Source organism: Streptococcus sp. SCPM-O-B-15304 (M98), from assembly GCF_058200215.1.
On record NZ_JBYQGQ010000002.1, the window covers coordinates 15,046 to 33,268 of the forward strand.

Sequence of the window (18,223 nt, forward strand, 5' to 3'; positions counted from 1 at the left end):
TTTCCACCTTCTTCATTTTGAAAATAGAAGGGACTTATGAAACACTTACTTTCTTACTTTAAACCTTACATTAAGGAATCTTTCCTATCACCTCTGTTTAAATTGCTAGAAGCTGTTTTTGAACTATTAGTTCCTATGATTATAGCTGGGATTGTTGACCAATCCATCCCTCAAAAAGATCAGGGTCATCTGTGGATGCAAATGGGCCTCCTCTTTTTGTTTGCAGTTATCGGTGTTTTGGTGGCTTTGGTTGCCCAATTTTACTCAGCTAAGGCAGCAGTCGGCTTCACCAAGGAGTTGACCAATGACCTCTATCGTCATATTCTCTCCTTGCCAAAGGATAGTCGAGACCGTTTGACGACTTCGAGTTTGGTGACGCGTTTGACTTCAGATACCTACCAGATTCAAACGGGAATCAATCAATTTTTACGCCTATTTTTAAGGGCTCCTATTATTGTTTTCGGTGCCATTTTTATGGCATATCGTCTCTCGCCTGAATTGACCTTCTGGTTTTTGGTCATGGTTGTCATTTTGACCTTTGTCATTGTCGTGTTATCGCGCTTGGTCAATCCTCTTTATAGCATTTTGAGAAAGAAAACAGACCAGCTGGTTCAGGAAACACGCCAACAGATACAAGGTATGCGTGTGATTCGTGCTTTTGGCCAAGAAAAACGAGAAATTGAAAATTTCCAAGTACTAAACCAAGTCTATATGGCTATCCAAATGAAAACAGGATACTGGTCTAGTCTCTTGACCCCCTTGACCTATTTGATCGTCAACGGAACTTTGCTGGTGATTATCTGGAATGGTTATCTTTCTATCCAAGGAGGCTGGCTCAGTCAGGGTGCCTTGATTGCCCTAATCAACTATCTCTTACAGATCTTGGTAGAGTTGATTAAACTAGCCATGCTGATTAATTCACTCAACCAGTCCTATATATCAGCTAAGCGGATTGAGGAAGTCTTCGCTGAAGAACCTGAAGATATTCATTCTGAGATTCAGGTGGGGAAAGTGTCTCGGAATCAAGTTTTACATGTTCATCACTTGAGCTTTACTTACCCAGATGCTGCCCAACCATCCTTGAGAAATCTTTCTTTTGATATGCAACAAGGGCAGATTCTTGGGATTATAGGGGGAACTGGTTCTGGTAAGTCAACCTTAGTGCAGGTCCTACTTGGCCTCTATCCGGCAGATAAGGGAAGCATATCCCTTTATCGAGATGGACGTAGTCCTCGCGATCTTTCTGAATGGCGTTCTTGGATGGCCTATGTCCCTCAAAAAGTTGAACTCTTTAAGGGAACCATCCGTTCCAACTTGACTTTAGGTATGGAAAAACCTGTCTCGGACCAAGAACTCTGGCAGGCTTTAGAAATTGCTCAGGCCAAGGACTTTGTCAGCGATAAGGAAGGTCAGCTGGACGCAGAGGTTCAAGCAGGCGGTCGTAATTTCTCAGGTGGGCAAAAACAACGCTTGTCGATTGCTCGTGCAGTCTTGCGTCGAGCTCCTTTTCTCATCCTCGATGATGCGACGTCAGCCCTTGATACCATCACCGAGTCCAATCTTCTAAAGGCCATTCAGGAGAACTTGCCAGATACTAGCTTAATCTTGATTTCCCAACGGATTTCGACCTTGAAGATTGCAGACCAGATTCTCCTTTTGGAGAAAGGTCAGCAATTAGCGCTTGGAAATCATGAGGAATTGATGAAATCTAGTCAAGTCTATCGTGAAATCAATGCATCCCAACATGGAAAGGAGGACTAGAATGAAAGGTAAACATGCAAGTCAAACCCTCAAACGTTTGGCAAAAGATTTAGCAAGTCATCCCGTCCTTCTTTTCCTAGCTTTCTTAGGAACCATTGCTCAAGTGGCCCTATCAATCTATCTGCCAATCTTGATTGGACAAGTAATTGACCAAGTCTTAGTGACGGGCTCATCTCAGGTGTTTTGGCAGATTTTCCTCCAGATGATATTGGTGGTGATAGGAAATACACTGGTACAATGGGCCAATCCTCTCCTCTATAACCGTCTTATTTTCTCCTATACCAGAGATTTACGTGAAAAAATCATTCAAAAACTCCATCGTCTCCCGATTGCCCTTGTAGATAGACAGGGGAGTGGAGAAATGGTCAGCCGTGTAACGACAGATATTGAACAGTTGGCAGCGGGATTGAATATGATTTTTAACCAATTTTTCATCGGAGTTCTGATGATTCTGGTCAGCATCCTTGCTATGCTTCAAATTCATCTTTTGATGACTTTATTAGTTCTGCTCTTAACACCTCTGTCTATGGTCATTTCACGCTTTATCGCCAAGAGATCCTACCATCTCTTTCAGAAGCAGACAGAGTCTAGGGGTGCTCAAACCCAGCTAATCGAGGAATCACTCACTCAACAAACGATTATCCAGTCTTTTAATGCCCAGGAAGAATTTATCGAGAGACTTCATGAGGCAAATGATAACTACGCAGGTTATTCTCAGTCAGCTATCTTTTATTCTTCGACAGTCAATCCTTCGACCCGTTTTGTCAATGCCCTCATTTATGCCCTGCTAGCTGGAGTAGGGGCCTTCCGCATCATGGCAGGTTCCACTTTGACAGTTGGACGTTTAGTGACTTTTTTGAACTATGTACAGCAGTATACCAAGCCCTTTAACGATATTTCATCGGTCTTAGCTGAGTTGCAAAGTGCATTGGCTTGTGCAGAACGTGTTTATGCAGTTTTAGAAAGCCCTGAGATTACAGAAACTGGTCTTAAAGAATTGAACAGCGACCAAGTCAAGGGAGCTATTTCCTTTAAACATGTCTCCTTTGGCTATACTCCAGAAAAAATCTTGATTAAGGACTTGTCTATTGATATTCCGGCTGGTAGCAAGGTTGCCATCGTTGGGCCAACGGGTGCAGGGAAGTCCACCCTTATCAATCTCCTCATGCGTTTTTACCCGATTAACTCTGGAGATATTTTATTGGATGGTCATTCGATTTATGACTATACCCGAGCTTCTCTTCGACAGCAGTTTGGTATGGTGCTTCAAGAAACTTGGCTCAAGCAAGGAAGCATTCATGACAATATTGCTTTTGGAAATCCTGGAGCAAGTCGAGAGCAGATCATTGCGGCAGCCAAAGCGGCTAATGCGGACTTCTTTATCCAGCAGTTGCCACAGGGTTATGATACTAAGCTTGAAAATGCAGGTGAATCCTTGTCTGTTGGTCAGGCTCAGCTTTTAACTATTGCCCGTGTCTTTCTAGCCATTCCTAAGATTCTTATCTTAGATGAGGCGACTTCATCCATCGATACCCGGACAGAGGTCTTGGTTCAGGATGCCTTTGCCAAACTCATGAAGGGGCGGACAAGCTTCATCATCGCCCATCGTTTGTCTACCATTCAAGATGCTGATTTGATTCTTGTCTTGGTGGATGGAGATATTGTCGAGTATGGCAATCATCAGGAACTCATGGCTAGAAAAGGCAAATACTATCAAATGCAAGAAGCAGCTGCTTTTAGTCCAGAATAGACTTTTAATCGTTTATAAAGCAATAAGCAAATACAGAATAAAAGTTGCCTTCGGGTGACTTTTTTGTTACAATAGCTAGAAAAATTATCTAGTATGAAAGCTAATACTCAATGAAAATCAAAGAGCAAACTAGGAAGCTAGCCGCAGGTTGCTCAAAGCACTGCTTTGAGGTTGTAGATAGAACTGACGAAGTCAGTAACATATATACGGTAAGGCGACGCTGACGTGGTTTGAATTTGATTTTCGAAGAGTATAATTTAGAAAAGGAGCCTATTGATGAAAGTCTTTCAGCATGTAAATATCGTGACTTGTGACCAAGATTTCCATGTCTACCTGGATGGTATCTTAGCTCTTGAAAATTCTCAAATCGTCTATGTCGGTCAGGAAAATCAAGAAATTCTCAAGCAAGCAGATCAAATCATAGACTATCAGGGTGCTTGGATTATGCCTGGTTTGGTTAACTGTCATACCCACTCTGCCATGACAGGCTTGAGAGACATTCGTGACGATAGTAATCTCCACGAATGGCTGGAGGACTATATCTGGCCAGCTGAGGCAGAGTTCACACCAGAGATGACTACAAAGGCCGTCAAAGAGGCGTTGACAGAGATGCTCCAGTCAGGAACGACAACATTCAATGATATGTACAATCCTAACGGAATAGAGATAGAGAAGATTTATGATGCAGTCAAGGCATCCAAGATGCGTTGCTATTTTTCTCCAACTCTCTTTTCTTCAGACATGGAGACCACAGATGAGACTATAGCCAGAACGCGTGCTGTCATCGGGACAATCAAAAGCTATCAGGATCCCAATTTCAAGGTTATGGTGGCCCCTCATTCGCCCTATAGTTGTAGTCGAGAATTGCTGGAAGCAAGCTTGAATCTAGCAAAAAAAGAAGATATTCCGCTTCATATCCATGTGGCAGAAACACAGGAAGAGTCAGGGATTATCCTGAAACGTTATGGTAAACGTCCACTAGCCTTTCTAGATGAACTTGGCTATTTAGATCATCAGGCTGTATTTGCCCACGGTGTGGAGTTAAATGAAGCAGAAATTGCTCGCTTGGCAGATTCGCAAGTTGCTATCGCCCACAATCCTATTAGCAACCTCAAACTAGCTTCAGGGATTGCACCAATTATCCAACTTCAAAAGGCAGGTGTTCCAGTTGGTATCGCGACGGACTCAGTTGCTTCTAACAATAATCTCGATATGTTTGAGGAAGGTCGTACGGCAGCCCTTTTACAGAAAATGAAGAGCGGTGATGCGAGTCAATTTCCTATTGAAACGGCCCTCAAGACTCTTACGATTGAAGGAGCTAAGGTGTTAGGAATGGAAGATGAGATTGGTAGCCTGGAAGTCGGCAAGCAAGCTGATTTTCTAGTTATTCAACCCCAAGGAAAAATCCATCTCCAACCTCAAGAAAACATGCTGTCTCACCTAGTATATGCTGTTAAATCCAGTGATGTTGATGACGTCTATATTGCAGGTGAGCAAGTTGTGAGAGCTGGGAAGGTATTAACAGTAGATTTGTAAGTGATGCTCTTTCTAATTTTTTTAAGCTAGATCAGTGTTGTCTTGACCTCGTTAGCTCTAACATGTTCATTGAGTGAGTATTTATTGTCCGTAATGCCGTTGGATGCATAGAAAAAGAAGACCTTGTGAGTCTTCTTTTTGTTTAATTTGAACATTTTTGAGAGGGACCTCTATCCTCTTTTAATCTTAGAACGAACTAAGTCAAGCGCATAATGAAGTGTTTTATCTTTGATAATAAAGAGGGTAATGGCGTAATAGATGCCACAAGCTGCGATTGTAGAAAGAACCATACTAATCATCTTCATCGTAACTTCATAGCTATGAACTTGGAAGAGGGTTTTAAAAACATAATAAATTGGGATGAAACCAAGTGATACGATTGTGTAGCGAGCCAGAGTTGTAAAAATCTCTTTCAAATCCAATAGTTTGTGCTTCTGAATAAAGCGAATTTCTAGCAGAACTACGATTGATTCAGCTATAATGGTTGTCCCAATGTAGTATTCAGGACTAAAGATATTATTGAAAAGGAGTAGTGAATTTAGGACTACATTGACACCGCCACCGATAAAGTAAAAGGCAGTCAAACGATTTTCATGGTCATTAATAAAGATAATCTGTTTTCCAAGGATTAATTCGATAGCCCAGATAATGGTACGAAAGGCAAAGATACTCGTTACGATTCCTGCTTCTAGATATTTCTCAGAAGAGTAGATAACTGTAGCATAGGTTCCTAAAACCATAATACCAATACTGGTAGGGACCATGAGGAAGTAAAAGAGGGATGCGCCCTGATTGACCAAATTTTTATAAGAAGTAAAATCTTTTTTTCCTAGATAATAACCAAGTCGTGGGATGCTGACGTTGATAGCTCCACTGAGGACACTAGCAATCAGCATAACGATACTGGAGGCAATGGTGTAGTAGGAGATAAAATTCTCATCAGGTCCTTTAGTGATGAACATACGGTCTAGCAAGGTATAGAGCATATTAGCATTTGCTAGAAGAAGCATGGTTAAGAGAGGTTTAGATGACTTGAGAAGTTCGATGAACTCAATTTTGACAAAGGAGACCTCTCGTTTAATCCATAGGAAGCTAAGTAGATAGTTGATAATGGTTGTCGCACTCATGATTGTGGCATAAGGAACAATATCATCAGGTGTCTTAACGAAAGCGAAGATAGCGACCAACATTCCAATACGAATCACGAGTGTTTTATAAAGGATAAAAGAATAGTTCTCATAGGCTTCGTTCATCCACTCGATATTCAGAAATTGGAAGAGGGCTTGGATACCAAGGATATAGTAAAGGATTTTTAGATTGACAATACTGGTATCAAAGTGAATAAAGAGGAAATAGATAGCTGTTGTCAGAATTGAAGTAATCAGGGAAATATAGAATAACTTAGAAAAGACATAATTGATCTTATTCTTATCATCCTTAACCTTACTGATAGCTCGAATCCCATAATTGTAAATCCCAAAGGCAGCGAGTGGAATGACAAAGCTTGCCCAGGTGTTGGCAGTGTTGAAGTAACCGTAATTCGATTTGCTAAGAATCCGTGTTAGATAGGGATTAGTAATCAAAGGAAAAACGATATTCAAGATATTGACCAGCAAGCTGGCCAAAGCGTTAACTTTTATATTTTTCATGAAAACTTTCTTTCTTATATTCTAAAATAGATACTAGTATTATATCATATTCCAACGCCATTTTTTTTGATAAAATTTTTGAAATCTTGTATAATAGATAGAACTGAAAGTATGAGGTTACGAACTATGAAAATGAAACAAATCAGTGATACGACTTTAAAAATCACCATGTCTTTAGAAGATTTGATGGATCGTGGAATGGAAATCGCAGACTTTCTCGTTCCACAAGAGAAAACAGAAGAATTTTTCTACGCAATCTTGGATGAGCTAGAGATGCCAGATAGTTTCTTGGATACAGGCATGCTTAGCTTCCGAGTAACACCTAAGCCAGACAAGGTTGATGTTTTTGTGACCAAATCTAAGATCGACCAGAATTTGGACTTTGACGATTTGGCAGATCTTCCTGATATGGATGAGTTGGCTAAAATGTCTCCAGATGAGTTTTTAAAAACCTTGGAGAAAACCATGGCAGAAAAAACTAAAGATGATATTGAAGCCATTCAATCTTTAGAGCAGGTTGAAAAGGAAGAAGAAGCAGCGCTTGATGAAGCCCTCGAAGTAGAAGAAGGAAAAAGAGAGCCTTATATCTACTACATCTTACGTTTTGACGATTTATCTAGTTTGGTTTCTTTTGCCAAAACGGTTGACTACCAAATGGAAACTTCAGAACTCTACAAGATGAATGACCAGTACTATCTGACAGTTTTAGTTGATGTAGAAGATCAACCTAGCCTTTATCCAGCTTGGTTGTTGGCACGTATGCGCGAATTTGCGGATGATAGTGATATCAGTCGTTCTGTCCTACAAGAATATGGGCAACTACTCATCAATCATGATGCTGTCCAAGGACTCCAAAAAGTTTAATCTATAAAAAACAGAGAAGCTACCCTTCTCTGTTTTTGTAAAATCTAGTTTTTAAAATTTTGGATTCAGTTTGTATCCAAAAAACTGTCACATTATAATTTGAGGATAAAATTAAAGTTTTAGCATCATTTCATGAAAATTTTCTGAATCATTATCTAAAGCTACAAGGAAGAAAAAGTGCCTAAAAAATAAGCAAAGTAGTAGATTTAATAGAAGAAATGGGGTAGAATGGTAGAAGTTGCTTTTCGGTCGTTTATAATCGAATTGACTGACAAATCTTTTAGGTGTAAATGTTATTACATCAACGATTTTACTAAACTATTATATTTTTTTTGTTTTCAAAGTATAATTTTATCTTATATTTGAAACTAGATGAATTTGAATCAGTTTTTAAAAAGAGCCCTCATATAGTTTTTGAATCCTAGCAAATGGTATTCCTATGCCTTCTAATCTTGCTAAAATTGATGAAAAACGATATGATAGAATGAAAAAAAGCGAGGTGAAAAATGGACCAAAGACGGATTCAAACAGAAACACAGCAGATACTTGAAGATGTATTAGACAAGGCTTCTTTACAGGAGGGAGCACTATTTGTCTTGGGTTTGTCTTCGAGTGAAGTGCTGGGAGGACACATCGGAAAAGATTCGAGTCAGGAAATCGGTGAACTTATTGTCAAGACTATGTTGGAACTGTTGACGGCTAAGGGAATTCACCTGGCTGTTCAAGGTTGTGAACATGTCAATCGGGCTTTAGTTGTTGAACGAGAAGTAGCTATAAAACATCAGTTGGAGATTGTGAGTGTACTCCCGACCTTACATGCAGGAGGTTCTGGTCAATTGGCCGCCTTCCGCTATATGAAGGATCCCGTGGAAGTCGAATTTATCAGGGCAGATGCTGGTCTAGACATTGGTGATACAGCTATCGGTATGCATATCAAACATGTTCAGGTACCCATTCGACCAGTCTTGAGAGAGATTGGTCAGGCTCATGTGACAGCACTTGCGAGTCGACCAAAACTCATTGGAGGGGCGCGTGCTCAATATCCAATAGATCATATTAGGAAGATATAAATTGAATACTAGAAAAATGCAGTTTGAGAGAGTCATTAAATACTCTATTCGGAAGTTCTCGGTTGGTGTCGGTTCTGCGGTTATCGGGACATTTCTTTTGGGGGCAAATAACTTTTTAGTTGAAACTGTTTCAGCTAACGAAGTGGCAACACCCAACCAAGTTCATTACCGTTATTTGGCTGAACAAGAATTGACAGAAGCAGAAAAAGCTTTGATTCATCACGAACTCCCTTCGGATTTAAAACAAGATGATGTTGTCTATCTTGTTTACAGAAAGAAGGAAGTGAATTCTCAACAATTACCAAACACTGGAAGCAAGGAGTTAGCACTGGCAACTCTTGGATTTGCAACAGCGTCTATGGTTGTTGTGGTGATGTCTAAAAAACATCGCAATAAAATGCTTGGCCTTCTCTTAATTGGAGCTCTAGGTGGTAGTTACTTTATCCCTCAGTCAGCTCAAGCCTTTGAGAATAAAATCTTAGTGTCCTACAATCAAACGATTGCAGCAAGTAGTCAAGAGGACTTGGCAAAAGGTGTCATTCAAATCGAAGGATACGAATACGTTGGTTACTTTAAAGCATCTGACTTCCAAGACCAACCGGAGCAAATGACGACTGCTAAGGGAACTCAAGAAGCAGGCCATGAAGATGAATCTTTGGTTCAACCAGAGTTGCCAGCCTACACCGGCGAGATTACAGCCAAAGGCACCCAAGAAGCAGGCCATGAAGGTGAATCTTTGGTTCAACCAGAGTTGCCAGCCTACACCGGCGAGATTAGTGCCAAAGGTACTCAAGAAGCAGGCCACGAAGGTGAATCTTTGGTTCAACCAGAGTTGCCAGCCTACACCGGCGAGATTAGTGCTAAAGGAACTCAAGAAGAGGGTCATGAAGGCGAATCTTTGGTTCAACCAGAATTGCCAGCCTACACCGGCGAGATTAGTGCTAAAGGAACTCAAGAAGAGGGTCATGAAGGCGAATCTTTGGTTCAACCAGAATTGCCAGCCTACACTGGCGAGATTAGTGCCAAAGGCACCCAAGAAGAAGGTCACCAAGGTGAGTCTTTGGTTCAGCCAGAGTTGCCAGCCTACACCGGTGAGATTACAGCTAAAGGAACTCAAGAAGAAGGCCACGAAGGTGAATCCCTGGTTCAACCAGAAGTCCCAGCTTATACAGGCGAGATTAGTGCCAAAGGCACCCAAGAAGAGGGGCACCAAGGTGAATCCCTGGTTCAGCCAGAATTGCCAGCCTACACCGGTGAGATCACAGCTAAAGGCACGCAAGAAGAAGGTCATGAAGGTGAATCTTTGGTTCAACCAGAGTTGCCAGCCTACACCGGTGAGATCACAGCTAAAGGCACGCAAGAAGAAGGTCATGAAGGCGAATCCTTAGTTCAACCAGAAGCTCCAGCTTATACAGGTGAGATTACAGCCAAAGGCACGCAAGAAGCAGGTCATGAAGGCGAATCTTTGGTTCAACCAGAATCCCCAGCTTATACAGGCGAGATTAGTGCCAAAGGAACCCAAGAAGCAGGTCACGAAGGTGAATCCCTAGTTCAGCCAGAATTGCCAGAGTATAAAGTAGCTGAAGCAACTATTACAGAAACTGAAACAGTAGCAGTTCCATATACAAAGGAGTATGTGGCTGATGATACTCGTTACACTGATGAAGAAACAGTGATTCAAAACGGTCAAGCAGGAAGTCAGCTGATTCATCGTGTTTATAAGACAGTCAATGGCCAAAAAGTTGGGGATCCAATCAGCACGAGTACAGAAACTGTTACGGCGCCAGTAAACGAAAAAATTAGTCGCGGTACAAAGGCTATTGAAGGTCAAGTTGAAGAAGTTTCATTTGAAGAAATTCCTTTCGAGACAAGAACAGAAGTAGACAGCACTCTTCCGAAGGGAACAGAAGTTGTTGCTCAAGCTGGTCAAAACGGCAAGAAAAAGATTACCAAAGTCTATAAGACTCTTAAGGGCGTGAAAACTGCAGATGTTCCAACGATTTCAGAGGAAGTTGTTGAAGCAGTTCAAGATCGTATCATCAAAAAAGGTGATCAAATCCTGACTGAGCCAACGTTGACCCTCATTCATATAGATAAAGAAGAATTAGAGCGCAGTGCTAAGGTTCGTTACCAATTGGTAAAACCAACAGGTGTAACCATTAAATCTCTTGAAGTTGTTTTGAAAGGTAGTGACACTAGCCTTCAAACAGTCAACATGTCTGAGGGAGATTTGACTGCTAATCTTACAGACTTGAAATACTACAAGGACTACAAGATTGCGACCAAGATGGTTTACGATCGTGGAAATGGGAACGAAGAAGTAGTTCTCACGGAAGAACCACTGCGACTTGATCTCAAAAAAGTCGAAGTCAAAAACATCAAGGAAACCAGCCTTATCAGTGTTGATGACCAAGGTGTAGAGACTGATAATAGTCTATTGTCAGCTAAACCATCAGATGTTAAACCTTATTACTTGAAAGTGACTACTCATGAGAACAAGGTGACAAAACTTGCAGTTGATAAGATTGAAGAAGTCACAGTTGATGGTAAAGCATTGTTCAAAATCACTGCTAAAGCACCAGACCTAGTCCAACGTAACGCAGATAATCAGTTTACAGAGGAATATGTCCATTACTTTGCTAAGCCAAAAGCCCATGAAGGTGATGTTTATTACGATTTCAATGACCTTGTAAAAGCTATGCAGGACAATCCTACTGGTACCTTTAAGCTTGGTAGCAGTATGAATGCAAGTAACGTTCAACCAGCTGGCAAGTCTTATGTAACCAATGCCTTCAAGGGAACATTGGAAAGTACAGAAGGTAATAAATTTGCCATCCATAACATTACGAGACCATTGTTTGGTAACATTGAAGGTGGTACTGTCAAGAATCTCTTGCTTGAAAATGTCAACATTGACATGCCTGGATTTGATCGAGTAGCACCAATCGCAGGTGTCATCAAAAATAATGCAACTGTTGAAAATGTTAAAGTAACAGGTAATGTTGTCGGGGGCAACGATGTAGCTGGTATTATCAATAAAATTGATGGTAGTGGTAAGGTAAGTAATGTTGCCTTTATCGGTAAGATTCATGCTGCTGGAAACAAAGGTTGGTACTTAGCGGGTGTTCTAGGTGAAAACTGGAAAGGTATCGTAGAAAAAGCTTACGTTGATGCTGAAATTACTGGTAACAAGGCAAAAGCTGCAGGATTAGTTTATTCTTCTCAAAATGGTGGAGATAACAATACACTAGGAAGAGAAGGTGTCCTTAGAAATTCAGTTGCTAAAGGTTCGATCGAGCTGAAAGAAGCCGTTCAATCAGGTGGCTTGCTGGGTACTAACTGGGCCTTGGGTGCTATTGAAGACAACATCACCATGATGAAAGTCAAAACTGGTGAAATGGTCTTCGGTCACTCGGATATTGACGCTGATGATTACTTCACCTATTCAAGAACAAAACGTAACTTCAGTGTTGAGGGTGTAAGTGAGGGTAATAAATCTTATAAGAATTCTCGCAAGATTCCTAGCATCTCACAAGAAGAAGCTGACAAGAAGATTGAAGCGATGGGAATCACTGCTGATAAATTTGAAAGCACCAAACCTGTTGAAGACAAACTCAATAACATTGTCAACAAAGCTGATCAATACAAAACAATCGATGGTTACGACGCTTCTCGTGAACTTGCCTACCGTAATATCGAAAAATTGCAACCATTCTACAACAAAGAGTGGATTGTTAACCAAGGAAACAAATTGGCGGCTGATAGTCCTCTCTTGACCAAGGAAGTCTTGTCTGTTACTGCCATGAAGGGCAATGCCTTTGTGACAGAATTGGCTGACGCTGACCATATTATGGTTCATTATGGTGATAAGACTAAAGACATCTTTACTGTTTCACCGAAAGACTCTAAGGTCAAACAAGTCAAAGAGTACAGCATTGCTGAACTTGGAGAAGTTGTTTACACTCCAAACATGGTTGACAAAGACCGTAGCGATCTTATCAATGCTATCGTTGAAAAATTAAGCCCAGTAGAATTGCAATCAGATCCTATCTACACACACCTAGGTAGAACAGGACCAAATAAAGTTAACGCTATAAAAGATCTTTACCTAGAAGAAAGCTTCAAAGAAGTCAAGGATAATCTGGCTAAATTTGTGAAACAGTTGCTTGAAAATGAAGACCATCAATTAAACACAGATGAAGCTGCTAAACGTGCCTTGATCAAGAAGATTGATGACAACAAGGCTGCTGTTCTTCTTGGTTTGTCTTACCTCAATCGTTACTACGGAGTTAAGTTTGATAACTTCAATATCAAGCAACTCATGTTGTTCAAACCAGACTTCTATGGTAAAAATGTAAATGTGTTAGACTTCTTAATCAAGATTGGTTCCAAAGAAAATATCATTAAAGGTGATAGAACTTTAGAAGCTTATCGCGAAACTATCGGTGGAGTTATCGGTATAGGCGAGTTAAACAGTTTCTTAGACTATAATATGCGTCTATTCACAAATGATACAAACTTGAACGATTGGTTTATCAAAGCTACCAAAGACAATGTTTATATCGTTGAACCAGCAACAACAACTCCTGAGTTTGCTGATAAGAAACACAGAGCTTATGAAGGCTTAAACAATGATATGCACGGTAAGATGATCTTGCCACTCTTGAACTTGAAAGATGCTCATATGTTCTTGATTTCAACTTACAATACAATGGCTTATAGTTCATTTGAGAAATATGGTAAGTATACTGAAGCGGAACGTAATGCCTTCAAAGCTGAAATCGATAAAGTTGCAAAAGGGCAACAAAATTATCTAGACTTCTGGTCACGTCTATCAATCGATAAAGTTCGTAATCAACTCTTGAAGAGCAATAACATGGTTCCAACCCCTGTTTTAGATAACCAAAACTATAAAGATATTAGTACTGATAAATACGGTCACACTAATAGTGGTAAAGATGTTGCTCCTATTCGTGAATTATACGGACCTACAGGACGTTACCATGCAACAGACTGGCGTATGGGAGCGGTAGCTCGTGTTTATGCCAATCCATATAAAGATGACTCTGTCTTCTTCATGGTTACCGATATGATTAGTGACTTTGGTATTTCAGCCTTTACCCACGAAACAACTCACGTAAATGACCGTATGGTTTATCTAGGTGGCTCAAGACACCGTGAAGGAACAGATCTTGAAGCATTTGCACAAGGAATGTTGCAAACTCCATCCGTATCAAATCCAAACGGTGAATATAAAGCCCTAGGTCTCAATATGGCTTATGAACGTCCAAATGATGGAAATCAATGGTATAACACCAATCCAAATGATCTGAAATCACGTGACGAAATTGATCGTTACATGAAGGGCTACAATGACACCCTCATGCTTCTGGATTACCTGGAAGGAGAGGCTGTCCTCGATAAGGCAAATCAAGATTTGAACAATGCTTGGTTCAAGAAGGTTGATAAGCAATACAGAGGAAATAACACCAAGAACCAATTCGATAAGGTTAGACCTTTAAGTGATGAGGAAAAAGCTATTCCTTTACGCACAGTAGATGACTTAGTAACCAATAACTTTATGACTAACCGTGGTCCAGGTAACAGAGTTTATAATCCTACTGACTTTGATTCTGCTTATGTGAACGTTCCAATGATGTCTGGTATCTATGGTGGTAACACAAGTGAAGGTGCTCCTGGAGCGATGTCATTTAAACACAATACCTTCAGAATCTGGGGTTACTATGGCTACGAAAAAGGATTCTTAAACTATGCATCTAATATGCTAAAAGCTGAATCTAAGAAAGCTGGTAAAGAGACTCTAGGTGATGACTTCATCATTAACAAGATTTCTGAAGGAAAATTCAACAATCTTGAAGATTGGAAGAAAGCTTATTTCAAAGAAGTTGTGACAAGTGCCAAAAATGGAATTCAATCTATTGAAATTGATGGTAAAACATACAATAGCTATGAAGACTTGAAACGCGCATTTGCTGAAGCAGTTGATAAAGATAAGGCTACTCTAAGTAACGGATCTGTTAAATTTGACAATACCGTATCACTTAAAGAAAAAGTCTTCAAGAAACTTCTTCAACAAACAGATAGCTTTAAAACTTCAATCTTTAAATAATCCAAAGCTCTCATCTGCTTATTAGCAGGTGGGAGTTTTTGGATTTCCAAGAGTTTTAAGAATTTTCCAAACAGATTCCAAGTATTTTTAGCAAGGTAGGTATATAATAGAACTATAAAGCCGATATCTATATTCATATGATAAACGAGGAAGGTGATGAAGATGAAAACATGGCAAGCAACTGTATTGGTCTGCACTAGTTTGTTTTGTCTATCAGCTTGTAAAAATCAGACAACAAGCGAGGCTGATAAACAAAATGGAGACAAACAAGCGCAAGTTAGCTCTCAGGTAGCAAAAAACGGAGAAGCAGTTCCAGACTTTGAGCTTATGGGAGTTGATGGGAAAACCTATCATCTATCTGATTATAAGGGTAAAAAGGTCTATCTCAAATTTTGGGCATCTTGGTGCTCTATTTGTCTAGCCAGCCTCCCTGATACCGATGAGCTGGCTAAAGAAGAAAGCGATGACTATGTTGTTTTGACAGTCGTTTCTCCTGGTCAAAAAGGCGAGCAAGCAGAAGAAGGCTTCAAGAAATGGTATCAGGGCTTGGACTATAAAGATTTACCAGTATTGCTAGACCCTTCGGGACAACTTTTGGCGAGTTACGGAGTTCGTTCTTATCCGACTCAGGCCTTTATTGATAAGGAAGGTAGACTCGTTAAGACCCAGCCAGGCTTTATGGACAAGGAAACTATTTTACAAACGCTAAAAAGCATATATTAGAGGCTCATCATGAATGATAAATTAAAAATAATTGTATTCATAGGAATCATCATTTGCATTATTATTGGAATTTTATTTCTTTTGGAAAAAAGGAGCGCAAGCTACACAGATACCACTCAAATCGAGAAGGCAGCAGTTAGTCAAGGACAAAAGGCCAAGAAAAAAACTGAGCCAAGTAAAGATGCTGACTTACATGAAATCTATCTAGCAGGAGGTTGTTTCTGGGGAGTCGAAGAGTATTTTTCACGAGTAGTGGGTGTGACAGATGCGGTCTCTGGCTATGCGAATGGCAGAGGAGAAACAACCCAGTATGAATTGATCGGCCAAACTGGACATGCTGAGACTGTTCATGTGACCTATGATGCCAATCAAATCTCTTTAAAAGAAATTTTGCTCCATTATTTCCGCATTATCAATCCAATCAGTAAAAATAAGCAGGGAAATGATGTGGGGACTCAGTACAGAACAGGAGTCTACTATACAGATGAGAAAGATTTAGAAGTCATCAATCAAGTTTTTGACCAAGTTTCTAAGAAGTACGACCAACCTCTAGCGGTTGAAAAGGAAGCCTTAAGAAATTTTATCGTGGCTGAAGATTACCACCAAGACTATCTCCAGAAAAACCCTAATGGATATTGTCATATCAATGTCAATCAAGCAGCCTATCCTGTCATTGATGCGAGTCAATATCCAAAACCGAGCGACGATGAATTGAAAAAAATTCTCTCTCCTGAGGAGTATGCAGTGACTCAAAACGGTCAAACAGAACGTGCCTTTTCTAATCGTTATTGGGATAAATTCGAAGCAGGTATATATGTGGATGTAGCGACTGGCGAACCCCTCTTTTCTTCGAAAGATAAATTTGAATCGGGTTGTGGTTGGCCTAGCTTTACCCAGCCTATCAGTCCAGATGTTGCGACCTATAAGGAAGACAAGTCTTATAATATGGTCAGAACAGAAGTCAGAAGTCGAACAGGGAATTCTCACCTAGGACATGTCTTTACAGATGGGCCTAAGGACAAGGGAGGTCTACGCTATTGTATCAATAGTCTATCCATCCGCTTTATTCCTAAGGAACAAATGGAAGAAAAAGGTTATGGCTATTTGTTGGAATATGTTGAGTGAACGTGATATTCTTAAAAAGAGTTTACTAAAAATGTTTTAGATTCATATTTGATTTTTTTAGAAGTGTTTACTTTAATATTTGAAGTCTAATTGCTCTTAAATAAAGATATTTTTAAATAAAAGAAAAAAATTATCAAAAAACGATAAAAAAGTGTTGCATTTCAAAAAAATTATGCTATACTAGATATATCGATAAACAATAATAAGTTTTCGAGTAGTAACAAAAAGAGCTCATTTGTTGCTAAAACTAAAAATATTTTATAAAAGAGGAAATCATCATGAAAAAAACTACATCAACTAAAATCGTAAACTTTACTAAATCACTTGTTACACTAGGCTCTAATTTCGGAATCTTTACCCTCAGTTTCCTTAGCATCTCATCTTTAGTTCTTCTCCTTGGTCAATTTGATATCAGCCAACTAATGCCCGAAGGTGGGGAGGTAACAAGGTCAGGCTACGAAGCGTGGGGAGGGGTTAATGCCTTTGTTCTAACCTTTGTTGCTGGTAATACACTTCTGACTTATGGCCTTATCAAATTAAAACAGTTTGCTAAGAACTTTAAAGAAAGTGATCTTTTTAAAAATACAACCATTTCATTCTTGAAAAAGGGTGCAGTTTTAATGACTGTAGTAGGAGCAATCCAAGGTATTACAGAACTAATTTTGAATCCTGCCCACATCATTTTTAACTTCTCAATTGCAGCCTTCTTATTCATTGCTAGCTTAGTTCTTGCTTCTATCAAGAATCAATTTTCAAATAAAGTAGCATAAGACATGCACGTAAAACTTACTAATATTGTATAATATAGTAGAGATTAGAAACGAGGTTTTGAAATTAATGTCTAAGAAAAATTCCTACTTACCATATGCTTTAGGTTTTATTAATATCCTACTTTTCATTTTTGGAATATCTTTGGTTATATCTATTCTTCTAACTGTTTTCAATGTAACTGAGATTAACCTCTTTAACCTTGGGACTATTTCCTTAAAACCTGATATGGTAAATACTTCAATACTAGTGAGTGCTTTGTCCTTTATCAATAGCTTTATCATTCTGTTTGTACTATTCTGTGTTAGACAGTTCTTCCAAAATATTATTCATGAACAGATTTTTACAGTTCATAATGTCAAACTTGCTAATCGTATTTCTCTATCACTTTTTATTGCTTCATTTCTTGGAGATGGTATTTTGACACTCAATGGTTATTCATTTCTGAATATAACTTTCATGGTTACTGCTCTCGTTGTTTGGACAATTGGTAAAGTCCTTGAAAAAGCAAACGAAATTGCAGAAGAAAATGAGTTTACAATATAGAGAAAGGAGATTATACCGTGATTGTCATTAATCTAGATGTCGAATTAGCAAAGAAAAAAATGCGTTCAGGAGATTTAGCAGAACGAATTGGTATTACTCCTGCAAATCTTTCCATACTGAAAACAGGTAAGGCTAAAGCTATACGTTTTTCAACGCTAGAAGCCATTTGTAAAGAACTGGGGTGCCAGCCAGGTGATATATTGGAATATGTGCCAGATTAAAAAAGTGGTTCAGCATAAGCTGAACCTTTTTTATTCAAAAAATGTTCGATTTATCTCAAAAATATTTTGTAAAAAAATCA

12 protein-coding genes are annotated in these 18,223 nt (G+C 39.4%); 11 read left to right on the plus strand and 1 reads right to left on the minus strand.

Translation table 11 applies throughout. The annotated features are described in order from the left end of the window. The first annotated feature begins 36 nt into the window (after positions 1–36). From AC3E7H_RS01275 to AC3E7H_RS01285, 3 genes are all read left to right on the plus strand, one after another. The gene (locus AC3E7H_RS01275) at positions 37–1,761 is read left to right on the plus strand and encodes an ABC transporter ATP-binding protein (protein WP_075228189.1); all 1,725 of its coding nucleotides are present in this window, start codon (positions 37–39) and stop codon (positions 1,759–1,761) included. Position 1,762: 1 nt separating this feature from the next. Further along, the gene (locus AC3E7H_RS01280; RefSeq protein ID WP_075228190.1) at positions 1,763–3,511 is read left to right on the plus strand and encodes an ABC transporter ATP-binding protein; all 1,749 of its coding nucleotides are present in this window, start codon (positions 1,763–1,765) and stop codon (positions 3,509–3,511) included. A 276-nt stretch (positions 3,512–3,787) separates the two neighbouring features. Then, positions 3,788–5,047: a TRZ/ATZ family protein gene (locus tag AC3E7H_RS01285; RefSeq protein WP_075228191.1), complete on the plus strand. Its 1,260-nt coding sequence runs from the start codon at positions 3,788–3,790 to the stop codon at positions 5,045–5,047. A gap of 170 nt (positions 5,048–5,217) precedes the next feature. Here AC3E7H_RS01285 and AC3E7H_RS01290 read toward each other — a convergent pair whose 3' ends face one another. Beyond that, positions 5,218–6,696, minus strand: coding sequence for an oligosaccharide flippase family protein (locus tag AC3E7H_RS01290; RefSeq protein ID WP_000789695.1), 1,479 nt, complete (start codon positions 6,694–6,696; stop codon positions 5,218–5,220). Between the two features lie 126 nt (positions 6,697–6,822). Between AC3E7H_RS01290 and mecA the strand changes: the two genes are divergently transcribed. The 8 genes from mecA (at position 6,823) to AC3E7H_RS01330 (ending at position 18,143) form a co-directional block, all read left to right on the plus strand. After that, the gene (gene mecA / locus AC3E7H_RS01295; protein ID WP_000782671.1) at positions 6,823–7,560 is read left to right on the plus strand and encodes an adaptor protein MecA; all 738 of its coding nucleotides are present in this window, start codon (positions 6,823–6,825) and stop codon (positions 7,558–7,560) included. 506 nt (positions 7,561–8,066) lie between these two features. Further along, positions 8,067–8,630 carry a TIGR01440 family protein gene (locus AC3E7H_RS01300; protein WP_049526246.1) on the plus strand — a complete coding sequence of 188 codons (564 nt, stop codon included), beginning with the start codon at positions 8,067–8,069 and terminating at the stop codon, positions 8,628–8,630. A 16-nt stretch (positions 8,631–8,646) separates the two neighbouring features. After that, positions 8,647–14,760 (plus strand): ZmpA/ZmpB/ZmpC family metallo-endopeptidase, encoded by a 6,114-nt coding sequence (locus AC3E7H_RS01305; protein ID WP_490676029.1) that lies wholly within the window; start codon positions 8,647–8,649, stop codon positions 14,758–14,760. 162 nt (positions 14,761–14,922) lie between these two features. Continuing rightward, positions 14,923–15,483 (plus strand): TlpA family protein disulfide reductase, encoded by a 561-nt coding sequence (locus AC3E7H_RS01310; RefSeq protein WP_075228192.1) that lies wholly within the window; start codon positions 14,923–14,925, stop codon positions 15,481–15,483. Between the two features lie 9 nt (positions 15,484–15,492). Beyond that, entirely contained in the window at positions 15,493–16,608 is a 1,116-nt protein-coding gene (gene msrB, locus AC3E7H_RS01315; protein ID WP_490675971.1) for a peptide-methionine (R)-S-oxide reductase MsrB, read from the plus strand. Positions 16,609–16,886: 278 nt separating this feature from the next. After that, positions 16,887–17,378 (plus strand): hypothetical protein, encoded by a 492-nt coding sequence (locus AC3E7H_RS01320; protein WP_490675972.1) that lies wholly within the window; start codon positions 16,887–16,889, stop codon positions 17,376–17,378. Positions 17,379–17,445: 67 nt separating this feature from the next. Next, positions 17,446–17,922 carry a DUF2975 domain-containing protein gene (locus AC3E7H_RS01325; RefSeq protein WP_490675973.1) on the plus strand — a complete coding sequence of 159 codons (477 nt, stop codon included), beginning with the start codon at positions 17,446–17,448 and terminating at the stop codon, positions 17,920–17,922. A gap of 17 nt (positions 17,923–17,939) precedes the next feature. Next, the gene (locus AC3E7H_RS01330; protein WP_485685107.1) at positions 17,940–18,143 is read left to right on the plus strand and encodes a helix-turn-helix domain-containing protein; all 204 of its coding nucleotides are present in this window, start codon (positions 17,940–17,942) and stop codon (positions 18,141–18,143) included. Positions 18,144–18,223 lie beyond the last annotated feature (80 nt).

Excerpts from the sequence above, each read along its gene's own strand:
- AC3E7H_RS01275 (WP_075228189.1), top strand. The coding sequence starts at position 37 with ATGAAACACTTACTTTCTTACTTTAAACCTTACATTAAGGAATCTTTC.
- AC3E7H_RS01280 (WP_075228190.1), top strand. The coding sequence starts at position 1,763 with ATGAAAGGTAAACATGCAAGTCAAACCCTCAAACGTTTGGCAAAAGAT.
- AC3E7H_RS01285 (WP_075228191.1), top strand. The coding sequence starts at position 3,788 with ATGAAAGTCTTTCAGCATGTAAATATCGTGACTTGTGACCAAGATTTC.
- AC3E7H_RS01290 (WP_000789695.1), bottom strand. The coding sequence starts at position 6,696 with ATGAAAAATATAAAAGTTAACGCTTTGGCCAGCTTGCTGGTCAATATC.
- mecA (WP_000782671.1), top strand. The coding sequence starts at position 6,823 with ATGAAAATGAAACAAATCAGTGATACGACTTTAAAAATCACCATGTCT.
- AC3E7H_RS01300 (WP_049526246.1), top strand. The coding sequence starts at position 8,067 with ATGGACCAAAGACGGATTCAAACAGAAACACAGCAGATACTTGAAGAT.
- AC3E7H_RS01305 (WP_490676029.1), top strand. The coding sequence starts at position 8,647 with ATGCAGTTTGAGAGAGTCATTAAATACTCTATTCGGAAGTTCTCGGTT.
- AC3E7H_RS01310 (WP_075228192.1), top strand. The coding sequence starts at position 14,923 with ATGAAAACATGGCAAGCAACTGTATTGGTCTGCACTAGTTTGTTTTGT.
- msrB (WP_490675971.1), top strand. The coding sequence starts at position 15,493 with ATGAATGATAAATTAAAAATAATTGTATTCATAGGAATCATCATTTGC.
- AC3E7H_RS01320 (WP_490675972.1), top strand. The coding sequence starts at position 16,887 with ATGAAAAAAACTACATCAACTAAAATCGTAAACTTTACTAAATCACTT.
- AC3E7H_RS01325 (WP_490675973.1), top strand. The coding sequence starts at position 17,446 with ATGTCTAAGAAAAATTCCTACTTACCATATGCTTTAGGTTTTATTAAT.